General features: G+C 53.6%; 15 protein-coding genes. 5 read left to right on the top strand and 10 right to left on the bottom strand.

The features are described 5' to 3' along the window. The first annotated feature begins 70 nt into the window (after positions 1-70). Positions 71-721, top strand: coding sequence for an esterase (ypfH, locus tag AC1DUO_RS03665; protein WP_119261865.1), 651 nt, complete (start codon positions 71-73; stop codon positions 719-721). 79 nt (positions 722-800) lie between these two features. Here the strand turns inward: ypfH and AC1DUO_RS03660 are convergent, their stop codons facing one another. The 7 genes from AC1DUO_RS03660 to acrD form a co-directional block, all read right to left on the bottom strand. Next, complete coding sequence (locus tag AC1DUO_RS03660) at positions 801-1901, bottom strand: phosphoserine transaminase (RefSeq protein WP_013576546.1); 1101 nt, start codon at positions 1899-1901, stop codon at positions 801-803. Positions 1902-1903: 2 nt separating this feature from the next. Continuing rightward, complete coding sequence (locus AC1DUO_RS03655) at positions 1904-3184, bottom strand: ATP-grasp domain-containing protein (protein ID WP_223509232.1); 1281 nt, start codon at positions 3182-3184, stop codon at positions 1904-1906. Between the two features lie 129 nt (positions 3185-3313). Further along, positions 3314-3499, bottom strand: a complete 186-nt coding sequence (locus AC1DUO_RS03650; protein ID WP_013576544.1) for a YpfN family protein — start codon at positions 3497-3499, stop codon at positions 3314-3316. A gap of 10 nt (positions 3500-3509) precedes the next feature. Then, positions 3510-4184: a M15 family metallopeptidase gene (locus AC1DUO_RS03645; protein ID WP_015690284.1), complete on the bottom strand. Its 675-nt coding sequence runs from the start codon at positions 4182-4184 to the stop codon at positions 3510-3512. Then, a complete protein-coding gene (dapE, locus tag AC1DUO_RS03640; protein WP_013576542.1) occupies positions 4181-5308 on the bottom strand; it encodes a succinyl-diaminopimelate desuccinylase in 1128 nt (375 codons plus the stop codon). The genes AC1DUO_RS03645 and dapE overlap by 4 nt, the downstream gene beginning before the upstream one ends. A gap of 1 nt (position 5309) precedes the next feature. Further along, entirely contained in the window at positions 5310-5693 is a 384-nt protein-coding gene (locus AC1DUO_RS03635) for an ArsC family reductase (protein WP_477986528.1), read from the bottom strand. A gap of 448 nt (positions 5694-6141) precedes the next feature. Beyond that, positions 6142-9297 carry a multidrug efflux RND transporter permease AcrD gene (gene acrD / locus AC1DUO_RS03630; RefSeq protein WP_015690282.1) on the bottom strand — a complete coding sequence of 1052 codons (3156 nt, stop codon included), beginning with the start codon at positions 9295-9297 and terminating at the stop codon, positions 6142-6144. Positions 9298-9639: 342 nt separating this feature from the next. Between acrD and AC1DUO_RS03625 the strand changes: the two genes are divergently transcribed. Next, the gene (locus AC1DUO_RS03625) at positions 9640-9930 is read left to right on the top strand and encodes a winged helix-turn-helix domain-containing protein (protein ID WP_112197529.1); all 291 of its coding nucleotides are present in this window, start codon (positions 9640-9642) and stop codon (positions 9928-9930) included. A 70-nt stretch (positions 9931-10000) separates the two neighbouring features. Continuing rightward, positions 10001-10591 (top strand): GDP-mannose pyrophosphatase NudK, encoded by a 591-nt coding sequence (gene nudK, locus AC1DUO_RS03620; protein WP_013576538.1) that lies wholly within the window; start codon positions 10001-10003, stop codon positions 10589-10591. A gap of 56 nt (positions 10592-10647) precedes the next feature. On the opposite strand, the gene AC1DUO_RS03615 is transcribed toward nudK, so the two are convergent. Next, positions 10648-11823: a hypothetical protein gene (locus AC1DUO_RS03615; RefSeq protein ID WP_013576537.1), complete on the bottom strand. Its 1176-nt coding sequence runs from the start codon at positions 11821-11823 to the stop codon at positions 10648-10650. A 255-nt stretch (positions 11824-12078) separates the two neighbouring features. Between AC1DUO_RS03615 and AC1DUO_RS03610 the strand changes: the two genes are divergently transcribed. Beyond that, positions 12079-13146 carry a DUF1176 domain-containing protein gene (locus AC1DUO_RS03610; protein WP_037036947.1) on the top strand — a complete coding sequence of 356 codons (1068 nt, stop codon included), beginning with the start codon at positions 12079-12081 and terminating at the stop codon, positions 13144-13146. Positions 13147-13245: 99 nt separating this feature from the next. Here AC1DUO_RS03610 and ybcJ read toward each other — a convergent pair whose 3' ends face one another. Both ybcJ and folD read right to left on the bottom strand, forming a co-directional pair. Beyond that, positions 13246-13464, bottom strand: a complete 219-nt coding sequence (gene ybcJ / locus AC1DUO_RS03605; protein WP_013576535.1) for a ribosome-associated protein YbcJ — start codon at positions 13462-13464, stop codon at positions 13246-13248. Between the two features lie 32 nt (positions 13465-13496). Then, on the bottom strand, positions 13497-14369 hold the full coding sequence (gene folD, locus AC1DUO_RS03600) for a bifunctional methylenetetrahydrofolate dehydrogenase/methenyltetrahydrofolate cyclohydrolase FolD (RefSeq protein ID WP_013576534.1): 873 nt from the start codon (positions 14367-14369) through the stop codon (positions 13497-13499). Between the two features lie 185 nt (positions 14370-14554). Between folD and AC1DUO_RS03595 the strand changes: the two genes are divergently transcribed. After that, on the top strand, positions 14555-15466 hold the full coding sequence (locus AC1DUO_RS03595) for an L-lactate dehydrogenase (RefSeq protein ID WP_112151693.1): 912 nt from the start codon (positions 14555-14557) through the stop codon (positions 15464-15466). Positions 15467-15612 lie beyond the last annotated feature (146 nt).

The following is a 15612-nucleotide window of genomic DNA, read 5'->3' as shown; positions in this document are numbered from 1 at the left end:
AATAAAACCCGATTTCACTGACCGGCGGGCGGCGTATAGTGAACTCATTAAATGACAACGGGAGAGAGCAATGAGCTCAGAACAAATTATCGTCCAGCAGCCGGAAGAAATCGCTAACCAGCTGATTTTATTATTTCATGGCGTGGGTGATAACCCGATTTCTATGGGCGAAATCGGTAAGTTTTTCGCTGTTTCATTCCCGCAGGCGCAGGTGATAAGCGTCGGCAGCCCGGATATTTGTGATTTTGGCCGGGGCTTCCAGTGGTTTTCCGTGCAGGGCGTGACCGAACAAAACCGTCAGCCGCGAGTGGATGCCGCAATGCCAGCTTTTGTGCAGATTGTCCGTGACTGGCAGCAAAAAACCGGCGTTACGCCGGAACACACCACATTAGTCGGCTTTTCGCAGGGCACCATCATGGCGCTGGAATCGACGAAAGTGGAAGAGCATCTGGCGTCGCGCATTATTGCGTTCAGCGGGCGTTTTTCAACGCTTCCGGAAAAACCGATTGCCGCCAGTACGGTGGTGCATTTCATTCATGGCGAACAGGATCCGGTGATTAATCCGTTCCAGTCGAAAAGTGCGGCAGAACGTCTGAAATCATTGGGCTGTGAATGTACGCTCAATCTTCAGCCAGGTATGGGACACGGGCTGGATTCGCACATGATTAATACGGCGATAGCGCATTTGCAAAATTACGAACCGAAGTCGCATCAGCACTGATTTCATTGCCACTTTTATTGAAAAACGCCCCCGGCTGCATCACAACCGGGGGCGTTTTTTTAATGTCTGACTGAGGCGATTATTTGCGGTTTTTACGCATAAAATCATCCATGAAGTTCGTCAGCTTTTCTGCCGCTGGCAGTGACAGGGCGTTGTAGATAGAGGCACGGATGCCGCCAATCGCACGGTGCCCTGCCAGACCTGAGAAGCCAGCTTCCTGGCTTTCGGCCAGGAATTTCTTCTCCAGATCCGCATCCGGCAACTTAAACGCAACGTTCATGTGTGAACGGTCGGCTTTGCTGCTCCAGCCATTGTAGAAACCGTCGCTGTTGTCGAGCATTGCATACAGCAGTTCTGCTTTATGGCGGTTGGTTTGTTCCATATTTTCCAGACCGCCGACGTCGTTAAGCAGCCAGCGGGTGACCAGCAGCACCACATAAATCGCAAATACCGGCGGCGTATTGAGGTTGGAATGAGATTCCACCTGGCGGCGGTAATTCAGGAATGATGGCAATTCGTCAGATGACGCTTTCACCACGGTATCGTGCACCAGCACGATGGTGACGCCCGCCGGGCCGATGTTTTTCTGCGCATGAGCGTAGATGACTGAAAACTTATTGGCATCGCACGGTTTGGACAGGAAATCGGAAGACATATCGCAGACGCGGGGTACGTCGTCGCGGCCCAAAACGCGCTGAAACTGTAACCCTTCCACTGTTTCGTTCGAGACATAATGCAGATAGGGCGCATCAGGCGAGAATGCCAGTTCTTCGTCAGAGGGCAGACGGTTGAATCCGCACGATTCGCCGCTCCACAACACTTTTACCGGCCCTTCGCGACGCGCTTCGGTCACGACTTTACTGCTCCAGTAACCGGTATCCAGATATTCTGCCGCATGCTTCTGACCGCGCAACAGCGTCATCGGCACCATCGAAAACTGCTGCGTTGCGCCACCCTGCAGGAACAGGATATGGAAATCTTTCGACAAGCCGAGCAGGGTGCGGATGTTGTTTTCGGTTTCCTGCACAATGGCGGCAAACCAGTCTGAACGGTGGCTGATACCGAGGATCGACAGGCCGACTTCCGGCACTTCTTTTATCGCGGCTTCAACCTGAGTGAGAACGGTTTCCGGCAATGCGCCAGGGCCACCGGAGAAGTTCAGGGCGTTACGTGAAATCATGTTTATTCTTGTCCTTTAAACGCATCAGCAGAGGTGTCGGTGTGCGCAAAGGCACGGGATAACAGCAACTCGCGGCATGCTGTTTTAACTTTATTCATGTGGATTTTTTTGTGCGGGAACATCACTTCCAGATCCATTGCGTGCACCACCATCGCCGGATCAATTTCAAACACCAGCAATTCGCCGTCCGGTGTTTCGCTGCAATCGATGCCGAGATAGTCGAGCTGCGTGGTGTCATAAATCGCTTTCAGCGCCTGCTGGTGACGGGTGGCAAATTCGTGGAAGTTGTTCAGGAATGCGGCTTCTTCTTCACGCTTTTGGATATCTTCATACATGAAGGCGTTAACGTAATGCACCATCCAGTGGGATGAAATCGCCATATGACAGGCATACGGCACGCCGTCGATCAACGAAATGCGGTACTTACGGAACTGACCGTCTTCATTGCTGTAATCAATAAACTGCGACAGGAAATAATCTTCAACCTGCACGCGGGTCAGATAATCAGCCAGTTCTTCCTGACCGGTGATTTTTTCCAGACCGTGACCACCGTGCGAACCCGCAGGGCGCAGGATCACCGGATAACTGCTGTCAGGCAGCGCAGCGTGCAGCGTGGTTTCTCCGGCAGCGACGGCAGATAACGCCGCAAACGTCATCGCATGCGCCTGGGCAATGGCTAAACCCGGTTGGTTTTGCAACAGGCGGCTGGCGGTTTGGCGTTCAGAGCTCGGGATATGCTGTGGCGCATTGATCACCGGCACCGGCCAATGTTCCGTGACATCTTCCAGTTGCTGCAACAGGAACAGATTTTCGGTAGTGGCGCTGATGCCGACCATCAGTAAATCATGTTCAGGGATCGGGGCTTCAAAAGGGGCTTCGGGCGTGATGTAGTAATAAATCAGCTCGATGTCGCTGTTTTCCAGCAGGCAATCCAGCGGCACATTCGCGGAAAGCGTGCCGGGCACCATGAGTATCAGTAAGCGTAACTTCGCCGGTTGTAGCGCGGGGCAAAGGGTATAGACCTGCTGCATCGCCAGTGCCTGATTCTGAATCGTCAAACCCAGTTCAGTGCGTTGCAGGCACAGCATGACAGTGGAAAGGTTCATCCATAATACGGCGTCATCCGGGGTCTGTTGCGCACGGGTGATCAGTATCTGCGCGATGTCAGACCATTCCTCGCCCGCGATGCTCATACGTAGAAACGGAGCCAGACCCAGAAATTTCGACGCGTCAAAGCGTTCAGGCACTGCCTGATCCGCCCGGGTAATAGGTAATGTTTGCAAAGACTTGTTCTCTCCGTGCATCAGTTTCATGTTGAATGATAACGGCAGGAGGTAAAGTCAATCGGCGGAGAATCGCTAGATTATCCGCCGACTAATATTGATTAAAAGTGAGATGCTACCGGGGTGGGATTACTTTTTCTTTGGCCAGTCGTCATCTTTATCCCACTCGGCATTGTTGTCGCGATGCGGCGGGATCTCAGGTTTATCTTTCAGGAACTTTTTCACATCAACGCGGTTCAGCTCTTTGATGCCGCTGATAAACATGCCGACCAGAATGATCAGAACGATCCACCAGTAATCTTTAATCCACTCCATGGTGTACTCCTTAAAAGGGTGAGAGGGCGATAAATCGCGGGAAAAGAGTGTCCATTTGCCCGGCTAACCAGTCTGCAGCAGCGACGTCTTTTCCGGTCCAGGAACTGATCAACACCTGCGGCGTAAGCTGTTTTTCACATTCTGCCGCCAGCGGGCGGTAACTCAGATGCCAGGGTTCGACAGCCACACCGCCGCGATCTTCCGCATATGGCCGGTAAAAACCATATTCTGTCATATGCGCTGACATCCATTGGTTCAGCGGATAAAAATACCCGCCTTCTTCATATTCCCACGGCTCCAGTTGCAGCGTCTTACCCGCCGGTAACAATGAAGGATCGTACACATCCAGGTCACTGCCCCAGTGGTGACGGCTTGCACCCGGCAGCGCAGACCAGCGCAAAATCAGCTCGCAACGTTCTGCTGTCGTCAGCGCGCTGACATCCACCGGCTGACTGTTCTTATCTAATACTGGTCGCTCGCCGCGAAATTTGCCATTCCAGATAGCCAGTTGCCGATCGAAATCACGAAAGGTGCTGGCCGGTTGCAAGTCAAAACCGGCTTCACGGGCTGCCAGACGCATTTTTTCGAATGCCTGCGCCGCTTCCTTCTGCAAACGATGCGGCCCGTCGTCGATAATCACCAGATGCGCAGCGGAGCGTCCGGTCAGCATCTCGTGAGTGATCATGCGACTAATTGTTCCATGATGCGCTGATACATGCGGCTGAGCACCTGCAGATCGGCGGCATGTACGCATTCATTGATTTTGTGGATAGTCGCGTTGACCGGCCCGAGTTCAACCACCTGCGCCCCCATCAGCGCGATAAAACGCCCGTCAGAGGTACCACCGGTAGTTTGCAGTTCCGGCGTGATTTCACTGTAATGGCGCACCGCATTGACTACGGCATCCACCAGCTCACCGCGTGATGTCAGGAATGGCTGGCCGGAAACCACCCAGTTCAGGGTGTATTGCAGGTTATGGCGATCCAGTAATTCGGCGACGCGCTGTTTGATGATGGCATCAGTCAGCTCGGTGCTGAAACGGAAGTTGAACTGCACATAAAGTTCGCCCGGAATGACGTTGTTGCTGCCGGTGCCCGCGTTGATATTGGCAATTTGCATGCTGGTTGGCGGGAAGAATTCGTTACCATTATCCCACACGGTGGCGACCAGCTCATTCAGCGCGGGCATGGCGCGGTGTACCGGATTATCCGCCAGATGCGGATACGCCACATGCCCCTGAACGCCATGCACATGCAGGTTGGCGGTCATGGAACCGCGACGGCCATTTTTCACAATATCGCCGACGCGCGTGGTGCTGGAAGGCTCGCCGACCAGACAGTAATCAAGGCGCTCATTGCGTGCCATCAGCGCGTTGACCACTTTGACGGTGCCGTTGACGGCGCTGGCTTCTTCATCAGAAGTGATGAGAAAAGCCAGACGACCCTGATGATGGGGATTGGCGGCGACAAACCGCTCTGCTGCCACTACCATCGCCGCCAGTGAGCCTTTCATGTCTGCCGCGCCGCGACCATACAACATGCCGTCGCGCAGCGTTGGCTCAAACGGGCCGGTAACCCACAGCTTGTGATCGCCGGTAGGGACCACATCGGTATGCCCGGCAAAGGCCAGGGTTTTGCCTTCACCACGTGTCGCCCAGAAATTCAGGGTATCGCCAAAATGCATCGGCTCAATGTGAAAACCAATGGCCTCAAGGCGGGCAATCATAATCTCCTGGCAACCCGCATCGTCCGGGCTGAGGGAAGGGCGGCGGATTAACTGTTGCGCTAAATCGAGAACCGGACAACTCATGTTACTTCACCTGTGCAAGGAATTGCTGATAGCTTTCTGGTTTGAATCCCAGCAGAGACTGGCCTTCTGGCGCCAGTAAAAACGGACGTTTGATGACAGCCGGATGTTCGAGCATCAGCGCTTTGGCGCTGGCTTCGTTATCACAGGCTGCGCGCGTGGCCTCATCGAGCTTGCGCCAGGTGCTGCCACGGGTATTGAGCATCGCTTCCCAGCCTTGTTTATCTAACAAATCCTGCAGCAACGCGGCATCCAGCCCTTCGACCCGATAATCATGAAACTGGCATTCAACACCGTTTTCTTCCAGCCAGCGGCGGGCTTTCTTAACGGTGTCGCAATTTTTTATGCCGTAGAGAATAAATGAGTTTTGAGCTGAAGTTGTTGCCATAGAAAAACGTAACCTGTCAGTAAAATAAGCGCTTTTTAGCTGCGCTGATAAGTGGCGTCAGAGAAGGACACATAATGAGGCAAAACGCCGGCAGGATCCAGACGGGGCGGGATTGTGATCGCGCTTAAAAATTAGTCACGGAGTTTTTGCATGGTCAAAAAATAAACGTATACTGCCAGCGTCCAATCAAGGGGAGTAAAATGTTAGAGCAAGAATTAGGTCACTGGAAAGACTTTATCGACCGTATGTTGAAAGCGTAATTGCCCACATCGTTACCGACAAAGCAAAGAAAAGATTTATTCTCAGTGCAGCACGTCATTATAAAAAACGTTTGTTCAGGAAGACCATTACGTTGCATTTAGCGACGATTCTCACAGCCAGTAAATCATGAATAAAAAAGGCGTTAATGTGAATTAACGCCTTTTTTGTTGCCTGCGATCCGGCGTTTTTACCGGTGTTCGGCGGGGGCCGTTTCCACGATATCAGCAATTACCGGTGCAGTGTGTTTGCCCGGGAAACGACGGCGAATCAATACAAAGAACAGCGGTACGAAGAAAATCGCCAGCACCGTGGCGGAAATCATCCCGCCGATCACACCGGTACCGACGGCGTGCTGGCTGCCTGAACCGGCCCCCATGCTGGTCGCCATCGGCAAAACGCCGAAAACAAATGCCAGCGAGGTCATCAGAATCGGACGCAGACGCATTCTGGCGGCTTCGAGCGTGGCCTCCAGCAGTTCCTTCCCGCGAACATTCAGGTCATTGGCAAATTCGACAATCAGAATGGCGTTCTTCGCTGACAAACCGATGATGGTCAGCATACCGACCTGGAAATACACATCGTTTTCCAGCCCGCGCAGCCAGGTGGCAATCACCGCGCCGAGCACGCCGAGCGGCACCACCAGCATGACGGAGAACGGAATGGACCAGCTCTCGTACAACGCCGCCAGACACAGGAACACCACCAGCAGGGAAATCGCATACAGCGCCGGTGCCTGAGAACCTGACAGTCTTTCCTGATACGACAGACCGGTCCATTCCAGACCAATACCCACCGGCAACTTCGCGACCAGTTTTTCCATGTCATCCATCGCAGTACCGCTGCTGATGCCCGTTGCCGGTTCACCGACAATTTCCAGCGCGGAATAGCCGTTGTAACGCTCAAGACGCGGCGAACCTGTCAGCCATTTCGACGTGGCGAAAGCGGAGAAGGGCACCATGGTTCCGGCGGAGTTTCGCACATACCAGCGGTCAATATCGTCCGGCAGCATGCGGTATTGTGCCGCGGCCTGCACGTAGACTTTCTTCACACGGCCACGGTCAACGAAGTCATTGACGTAGGTTGAGCCCCACGCGGTACTCAGCGTGCTGTTGATATCAGAGATAGCCACGCCCAGCGCCTGCGCTTTCACCTGATCGATATCGATCTGCAACTGCGGGCTGTCATCCAGACCGTTGTGACGCACGCGGGTCAGGTTGCTGTCTTTGGATGTCATGGCCAGCAACTGATCGCGCGCCGCCATCAGCGCATCATGACCAAGCCCGGCGTGGTCCTGTAATTCCATATCAAAGCCGGTGGCGCTGCCCAGACCGTTGATGGCAGGCGGGCTGCTGGCGATCACGCGGGCTTCGGTTATCTTGTTAAACGCTTTGGTCGCCCGCTCAATCAGTGCAAAGGAAGAATCGTCGGTGCCGGTGCGTTCATCCCAGGGCGTCAGGCGCACGAACATACGCGCAACGTTTTGCCCGTTACCGCCGGGGCCAGCACCGATGGTTGAGAACACCGAAAGCACGTCTTTCTTATCTTCAGTCAGGAAATACTTTTCGACCTTTTCCACCACTTTTTGTGTCTGCTGCAGCGTTGAACCCGGCGGCAACTGAACCTGAACAGTGAACACGCCACGGTCTTCCATCGGCAGGAAGGAGGTGGGCAGTTTGATAAACATCACTGCCAGCAAGGCGACCAGTGCGGCATATCCCAGCATATAACGCAGGCTGTTACGCAGAACCCTCGCCACGCCGTTTTCGTAGCGACGTGCGTTGCGGTCAAACATGCGGTTAAACCAGCCGAAGAAACCGCGTTTACCGTGATGATGTCCCTGCGCGACAGGTTTGAGAATGGTCGAGCACAGCGCTGGTGTCAGCGTCAGCGCGACGAACACTGACAGCACCATCGCCGAGACAATGGTGATGGAGAACTGGCGGTAAATCGCGCCGGTGGTACCGCCGAAGAATGCCATCGGCACGAACACCGCCGACAGCACCATGGTGATACCGACCAGCGCACTCTGAATTTGTCCCATCGATTTTCGCGTGGCCTCTCTGGGGCTGAGGCCTTCTTCACTCATCACGCGCTCGACGTTTTCCACCACCACGATGGCATCATCCACCAGCAGGCCGATGGCGAGCACCATCGCGAACATCGTCAGAGTATTGATGCTGTAACCGAACTGATGCAGCACGGCGAACGTCCCCAGCAAGACCACCGGCACGGCAATTGTCGGGATCAGCGTAGCGCGGAAGTTTTGCAGGAACAGATACATCACCAGGAACACCAGCACGATCGCTTCAAACAGCGTTTTCACCACGTCGGTGATCGCCGCTTTAACAAACGGCGTGGTCTCGTAAGCGATTTCGGCTTTCAGACCGTGCGGATAATAGTGAGAAAGCTCATCAAGGCGCGCACGGACGGCTTTGTCGGTTTGCAGTTCGTTGGCACCGGACGCCAGTTTAACGCCCATCCCTGATGCAGCCTGTCCGTTATACCGGCTGAGCAGGGCGTAGTTTTCCGCGCCGAGACCGATGGTGGAGACATCGCCAAGTTTGACCTGCGAACCGTCCTGATTCACTTTCAGGGTGATCTGGCGGAACTGTTCCGGCGTCTGTAACTGTGCCTGGGCATTAATGGTGGCATTCAGGGCCTGAAAATCCACAGAAGGTGCGCCGCCGAGCTGACCGACAGCGACCTGACTGTTTTGCGCTTTGATGGCGGTGACCACATCGGCGGTGGTCAGCTGGTAATTATTGAGCTTGTCCGGATCCAGCCAGATGCGCATCGCGTACTGTGAACCGTAAGCATCAATGCTGCCGACGCCAGGCACGCGGCTCAGCGGATCCTGAATGTTGGACGCCACATAGTCGGCGATATCCTGCTTATCCATGCTGCCGTCGGTGGAGACAAACGCCACCATCATCAGGTTAGTGTCACCGGTTTTTGACACCGTCACACCCTGCGTCTGCACGTCCTGCGGCAGGCGTTTCAGCGCCTGCTGCAACTGGTTTTGCACCTGTTGCAGCGCTTCGTTGGGATCGGTACCGGCGGTAAAGCTCAGGGTTATCTGCGACTTACCGTCGTTACTGCTTTGCGATGACATGTACATCAGATTATCGAGGCCGGTCATGTTCTGTTCGATAATCTGGGTAACGGTATTTTCTAATGTTTGTGCTGATGCGCCGGGATAGGTTGCAGAAATCCTGACGTTTGGCGGAGCCAGATCGGGATACTGTTCAACCGGCAGAAAATAGATCGCGAGTGCGCCGGACAAGGAAATGATGATCGCTAAAACCCAGGCAAAGATTGGGCGATCGATAAAAAAGTTAGCCATGCTTCAGGAACCTCGTTGTCACTCTGGCGTGAGTAACTAACATCAGCAAACAAACAGAACGTCAGTAATCTGACAAAAAAATCCCCTGAGCGCTATTTTCTCATAGGCAGTCTCAGAGGCGGAACCGTCCCGACGGGACTGAGCAAGTGTTAGAGTGGAGTTCTACGTCAATGCACTTTACCTTCTCATGTCGCATAAAACGTGGAGAAATAAAGGAGATAATGTAAAAAAACCTCCCTGTACACAGGGTTATGCCGCAGACAGATTCGCTGATACCGTCTACGCTTTGACAGCCTGCTTTTTTATGACACGCATTCGTATGTCCACACTGGAGCCGTTCAGATGAGTTTGATGTTAAATTCGGTTTTCGCCCGTCGTCTCTACCTTTGCTGGTTGCTGGACTCTGAACAAAAACCGAACGTACCAAAACTGATGGAAATCACCGGCTGGCCGCGCCGCACCTTGCAGGACGTACTGAAAGCGCTACCGGGTATGGGTGTCGAACTGGAATTTGTGCAGCAGGGTGTGCGCAATAATGACGGTTATTATCAGCTTTCAGGCTGGGGGCCGCTGGATGCGAAGTGGGTTGAACGCCATCGGGAACAACTGCTTAATGCAATTGAGCACGGCTGAATCTGGCGTGCGCGATGTAATGCCGCTATGATGTCTGGCTTCTCTCACCCTCTGAGCGGAGGCACGCTTTATGTCATCTGATGACAAGTCATCCCGGATCGAAAACGTTCAAAACCAGTTACTCTCTGATAACTGGTATGTTCTTCGCAAATACACCTACGATTTAATCAAACGTAATGGCGAACGCCAGCCGCAATCCCGTGAAGTGTATGACCGGGGAAATGGCGCGACTATTCTGCTTTATAACCGTCCTAAAAAAACCGTTCTGCTGATCAGACAGTTCCGTATGCCGACCTACGTCAATGGCAACCCGACCGGTATGTTGCTGGAAACCTGCGCCGGTTTGCTCGACAACGATTCGCCGGAAGATTGCATCCGTAAAGAAGCCATTGAAGAAACCGGTTTTGCAGTGGGCAAGGTAGATAAACTGTTTGAAGCCTATATGTCGCCGGGCAGCGTGACCGAAATCGTGCATTTTTTCGCGGCAGAATACGATGAGTCGCAGCGTCAGAACGCCGGTGGCGGCGTGGAAGACGAGGACATTGATGTGCTGGAGGTGCCGTTTACCGAGGCGCTGGCGATGATCAAAGATGGCCGCATCAGAGATGGCAAAACCATTATGTTGCTGCAATATGCGCAGATTCAGGGCTGGCTGGCGTAAAGATGACCGGCGAAAATGCATCTGAGGCAAAGGCACCCGCGGGTGCCTTTGTTATTTCAGTGTTCCAGGTTTATTGCGGTGCTGCCCGCGTGGCCTTTCATGGCAGACCATGGCAGAACGGACCATTCCGGGCCTTCGCATGAACGCATGACACGGGCAAACGTCGGATCAAAATACAGCCCTTTTTGCGTGAAATACCAGGCCGGGAATTGCCAGACCGACGGGTCTGAATAATCACAATCGTCTTCGCTTTCTTCCGTCGGCTTTTTCATCTGTTGCGGATAAGCCGCGGTCAGTTGTTTCACCAGCCACGGCGCCCATTTCTTATCGCGGTACTGCGCGAAGGTATCGAAATCCACATCGTTTTTACCCGTAAGGGCGCGATCTTCAGCATTCAGATAGTGGAACGGTGCGCCATCGCCCACCCAAATCACATCTTCCAGCGTCAGCGTTTCTGCGGTTTTGGCGTTCAGGTTGATCGGCGCTTCGCCGAAATCAGGATGCGCACCGCCGCAGTCATAAGAGGTAAATACGCTGATGCTGACCACATCGGGACTCATGAACTTCGGCGTCACCGTTTGCTGATATTCTCCCTGACCAAAACGGCTTGCCCCGAGCATACAGGCATGCCAGCCGCTGACTTCCTGCCATAGACGGGCGCGCAGCTTCTGGTTAATGGCCGGTAAACTGGCTTCCGGATAACCGGAGACAATCTCAAAGAAACTGATTTTTGATTGCGGTTCCGTCCACCATTGCAGCTGATAGCCCATGAAGTTTTCGTTTTTGCCCGCTTTCAGTTGCAGCGCGGATAAACGCAAATACTCGTACGGATCGGTGTGGATCAGCGAACTGAGATAGCCGTCGTCCGTGGCGGCTGCCGGTAACTGCGCGGGTTGCAGCTTAACCGGCAGTGTTTTGCCCTGCGGGTTGGTCCAGTTGCCTTGCCAGTCACCGTTTTCATCTTTGGTCAGCGTCAGTTCAGGGCGCGGTGTATCGTCGAAATCATCCAGACCTTCCTGTAATTTCAGTTCCTGACCATCCAGCGCTCCGTTGAGCGGCAGATCCAGACGGTATTTTTGATAGAAATACCGTCCGGTCACTTCGTCAGGTTTATTTAAATCGAGTTCGACGACAATGCTGGTTTTACCCAGTGTGCCGGCGTACACCACCGGAGGCTCTTCAGCCAGCGCCGGCAGTGATAACAGCGTTATCATCAAAATCAATAACTTCATCCGTATCTCCCAGAGAAATGATCTTCATCCTTTTCGCCATTATTGTTTGTTTTTGGCTCAGCCAGTGTACTGAAAGTTTCCCTGCGTCACCATTGCGGCTTCTCGTATGTCATGAAAAATTATTGTCTGCCGCAAACCCTGCGGGTGGAGTATCTCTTTATAATTTCGGGTAAAAAATGCTGCATTGAAGGCAGTCTCCTGGCGAGGGTTACGCTATTATCAGAAAGATAATTTCGAACAGAGCTGAAACTTATAATGTGCAGATGGATAACCGCCCCTTTATGCCTGCTGGCCACCATGCTGGCTTTTAGCGCCCAGGCTGAGCCGTTGCAGGCTATTTATAACGACTGGCAGGTCAGCTGTGACAACCTGAATCACTGCGTCGCGCGTAATTCGCAGGACGGGCAGGAACTGGTGATGAAAATCACCCGCGAAGCCGGGCCGGAAGGGAAATCCTCCGTCAGCATTGATTACCAGCGTAACAGTGATGAGCAGACGACGGATGCGCCGGTTGCCAGCCGCTTGCAGATGAACGGTAAGACACTGAGTTTTAATCACCGTGAATGGGATGTCAGTAAAAAACATCTTTCCACCACTAACCGTCTGGTGGTGAATGATTTTATTGCCGCGATCCGCGAAGGCAGCAGTATTCAGCTGGCAGTGAAAGCTGACCCGGCTCAGCCCGTTAAACCGGAAGTTTCACTGAAAGGGATCAAAGCCGCGTTGCTGGCCATTGATGCGCAGCAGGGGCGCGTTGGCACCAAAACGGCCTGGATTAATCGTGGTGCGAAACCGGCGAATACCGTGCCGCCCATTCCTGCCACGCCGGTTCTGCCGCGTTTCAGTGAACCGCATGCATTATCCGAAACTGAGATTTCGGCCATCACGCAGAACGCCGCCGCCACCATTGAGAATAATGATTGCAGCCTCGACCCTTCCGAACGGGAAGTGCATATTTTCGCGCTGAGCAACGATAAAGCCCTGATGACTGTCAACTGCGACATGGGCGCGTATAACCTGTATGCGCTGGGCTTCCTGGTTTCGCGTCAGGCGCCTTATAAAATGGACAATCTGGCGCTGAATATGCCGTTCAAACTGGGCGAAGATGATGATTCGCCGGAACTGATCAACGCTGATTTCGACCCGAAAACCGGTATGCTCTCGACTTACGATAAAGGGCGCGGCATCGGTGATTGTGGCGTGTCTTCACGCTGGGTGTTTGATGGTAAACAGTTCCGGCTGGCGGCATTTGCCTCTGAACCCAGTTGTGACGGTTACAGCAGCGGTGGCGAATGGCCGGTGTTGTGGGTGACGCAGCAGTAATTTGCCTTCGGCCTGTCACTCTGCCGATAAATAAAAAAATGCCCTGTGAGCTTTCGCTTGCAGGGCATTTTCTTTTGTCGTGCAACGCTACCGGAAAGATTATTCGGACGCTTTCACCACGACTTTGTTGCTGGCGAACTCGACGTTCATATCAGCAACGATTTTGCAGCGCTTACGGGTTTCGACTTTACCGTTGACCTTAACCTGACCTTCGGCAATCACTGCTTTCGCCGTACCGCCGCTGTCACACCAGCCCATAAATTTGAGCAGATCGCACAGTTCAACGTGCGGGTGTTTTTCGAGAAAGAAAGTTTCCATGTATTCCTGACTTTTTGTGTAGTGCAAAGGGTTTAAGACTTACTGGCGCTGACGTCATGATATTCCTCGCACGCCTGCAAGGTATTCTGAATCAGCGTCGCGACCGTCATCGGGCCAACACCGCCCGGCACCGGTGTGATAAAGGAAGCACGCTCGGCGGCGGCATCATATTCCACATCGCCGACAACTTTACCACTTTCCAGACGGTTAATACCGACATCAATGACAATCGCGCCCGGTTTAATCCATTCGCCGGGAATAAAGCCCGGTTTACCCACAGCGACAACCACCAGATCGGCATTCTCAACATGATGGCGCAGATTTTTGGTGAAACGGTGGGTGACGGTGGTGGTGCAACCGGCCAGCAGTAATTCCATGCTCATCGGACGGCCCACAATGTTGGATGCGCCAATCACCACGGCGTTCAGGCCGAAGGTTTCAATACCGTAACGTTCTAACAGCGTCACAATGCCACGCGGCGTACAAGGGCGCAGCGTCGGCGCGCGCTGGCACAGACGGCCGACGTTATAAGGATGGAAGCCATCGACGTCTTTATCCGGATGAATACGTTCCAGCACTTTGATGTTATCGATACCGGCAGGCAGCGGAAGCTGAACCAGGATGCCGTCGATTTCGCTGTCGTTATTCAGTTTTTCGATCAGGTCCAGCAACTCACCTTCAGTGGTGGTGGCTGGCAGGTCGTAAGAGCGGGAGATGAACCCGACTTCTTCACAAGAACGGCGTTTGCTGGCGACATAAATCTGTGACGCCGGATTTTCACCGACCAGCACCACGGCCAGACCGGGCGCACGCTTTCCTTCAGCCAGTCGTTGTTGAACACGCGCTGCAACTTCGCTTCTGACTTGCTGCGCAATCGTTTTACCGTCAATAATCTTTGCTGCCATCAGGGAATAAATCCATTAATTAATAAATGCAGGGGGATGCGCCTATTTTGTCAGAAGCCGCGGGCGCTGTCAGGCGTTGAATGCGAATAACTTGTTATCTGCGGATGAGAATTTAACCTGCGACAGTGGCGAAAAAAGTGTCTATTTTAGGTATGACTCTTTTTAAATCATAAGGAAAGAAACAAATGACACGCAAAGTGGGGATCATCGGTGCCGGTCATGTGGGCGCTGACGTTGCATTCTCTCTGGTCACGCTGGGGCTGTGTGACGTGATTGTCTTGCTGGATGAAAACGAACCTAAAGCGGCCAGTCAGGCGCTGGAGTTGCGGGATATGGCGTCGCTGACGACCTCACGCGTGCAGGTTATCGCCAACGACTACAGCGAACTGCATGATGCCGATGTGCTGGTCATCGCCGTCGGCCCGAAAACCTTGCTGCGTGAAGATCGTCTGGAAGAACTTGCTGAGACCCGTGCCGCCGTGCGTGAAGTGATCCCGCGCGTGATTGCCAGCGGCTTTGGCGGCGTGATCGTCAATATCACCAATCCGTGCGATGTCATTACTCAGATTATTCAGCAGACCAGCGGATTCCCTGACGCACAGGTGTTCGGCACCGGCACCTCGCTCGATACCGCGCGCATGAAACGCGTGGTCGGTGAGTTCTTCGGTTTCGATCCGAAAAGCGTCACTGGCTACGTGATGGGCGAACACGGCGAATCACAGTTTGTGGCCTGGAGCACCGTGACACTTGGCGGCTGTCCGGTGGCAGAACTGGCAGGCGACCGTGACGTCGACTGGGCAACAATGAACGACGCTGTGCGCGGCGGTGGCTGGGAAATCCTGCAAGGCAAGGGCTGGACCAGTTTTGGCATCGCTACTGCAACAGCGCGGCTGGTGGATGCCATTTTGTCCGACGCCCGCAGTGTCTGGCCGGTGTCTGCCCTCGATGAACAACTGGGCGTTTATATCGGCCAGCCAGCGGTGATTGGTAAAAAAGGTATCGTACAAACATTACGACCGGAACTGACGGCTTACGAAGGTGTAGCCTATCACGCGTCTGCCCGCGTGATTGCTGCCGCGCTGAAATCCGAAAAATAGCCGATACTTATCACATAACGTTGCAAGACAGTCCGGGAATATCGGCAAATTGTTCAGGCATTAAGCAGTGAGTTCGAAAGCCATTGACTCATCCCGGTCTGCCCGTATAATCCGAACCCGCAACGCTCCCGAAAGGGACAAGCAAT

This window comes from Rahnella sp. P4_A8 (assembly GCF_056402435.1).
Note: the sequence above shows the minus strand (reverse complement) of the source record. Positions and strands in the feature narration are given on the sequence as shown.

What these genes read in the sequence shown, in the direction of transcription:
- folD (WP_013576534.1), bottom strand. Translation starts at nt 14,369, where the DNA reads ATGGCAGCAAAGATTATTGACGGTAAAACGATTGCGCAGCAAGTCAGA.
- ypfH (WP_119261865.1), top strand. Translation starts at nt 71, where the DNA reads ATGAGCTCAGAACAAATTATCGTCCAGCAGCCGGAAGAAATCGCTAAC.
- AC1DUO_RS03650 (WP_013576544.1), bottom strand. Translation starts at nt 3,499, where the DNA reads ATGGAGTGGATTAAAGATTACTGGTGGATCGTTCTGATCATTCTGGTC.
- dapE (WP_013576542.1), bottom strand. Translation starts at nt 5,308, where the DNA reads ATGAGTTGTCCGGTTCTCGATTTAGCGCAACAGTTAATCCGCCGCCCT.
- AC1DUO_RS03595 (WP_112151693.1), top strand. Translation starts at nt 14,555, where the DNA reads ATGACACGCAAAGTGGGGATCATCGGTGCCGGTCATGTGGGCGCTGAC.
- AC1DUO_RS03610 (WP_037036947.1), top strand. Translation starts at nt 12,079, where the DNA reads ATGTGCAGATGGATAACCGCCCCTTTATGCCTGCTGGCCACCATGCTG.
- ybcJ (WP_013576535.1), bottom strand. Translation starts at nt 13,464, where the DNA reads ATGGAAACTTTCTTTCTCGAAAAACACCCGCACGTTGAACTGTGCGAT.
- AC1DUO_RS03645 (WP_015690284.1), bottom strand. Translation starts at nt 4,184, where the DNA reads ATGATCACTCACGAGATGCTGACCGGACGCTCCGCTGCGCATCTGGTG.
- AC1DUO_RS03625 (WP_112197529.1), top strand. Translation starts at nt 9,640, where the DNA reads ATGAGTTTGATGTTAAATTCGGTTTTCGCCCGTCGTCTCTACCTTTGC.
- AC1DUO_RS03660 (WP_013576546.1), bottom strand. Translation starts at nt 1,901, where the DNA reads ATGATTTCACGTAACGCCCTGAACTTCTCCGGTGGCCCTGGCGCATTG.
- acrD (WP_015690282.1), bottom strand. Translation starts at nt 9,297, where the DNA reads ATGGCTAACTTTTTTATCGATCGCCCAATCTTTGCCTGGGTTTTAGCG.
- AC1DUO_RS03615 (WP_013576537.1), bottom strand. Translation starts at nt 11,823, where the DNA reads ATGAAGTTATTGATTTTGATGATAACGCTGTTATCACTGCCGGCGCTG.
- AC1DUO_RS03635 (WP_477986528.1), bottom strand. Translation starts at nt 5,693, where the DNA reads ATGGCAACAACTTCAGCTCAAAACTCATTTATTCTCTACGGCATAAAA.
- nudK (WP_013576538.1), top strand. Translation starts at nt 10,001, where the DNA reads ATGTCATCTGATGACAAGTCATCCCGGATCGAAAACGTTCAAAACCAG.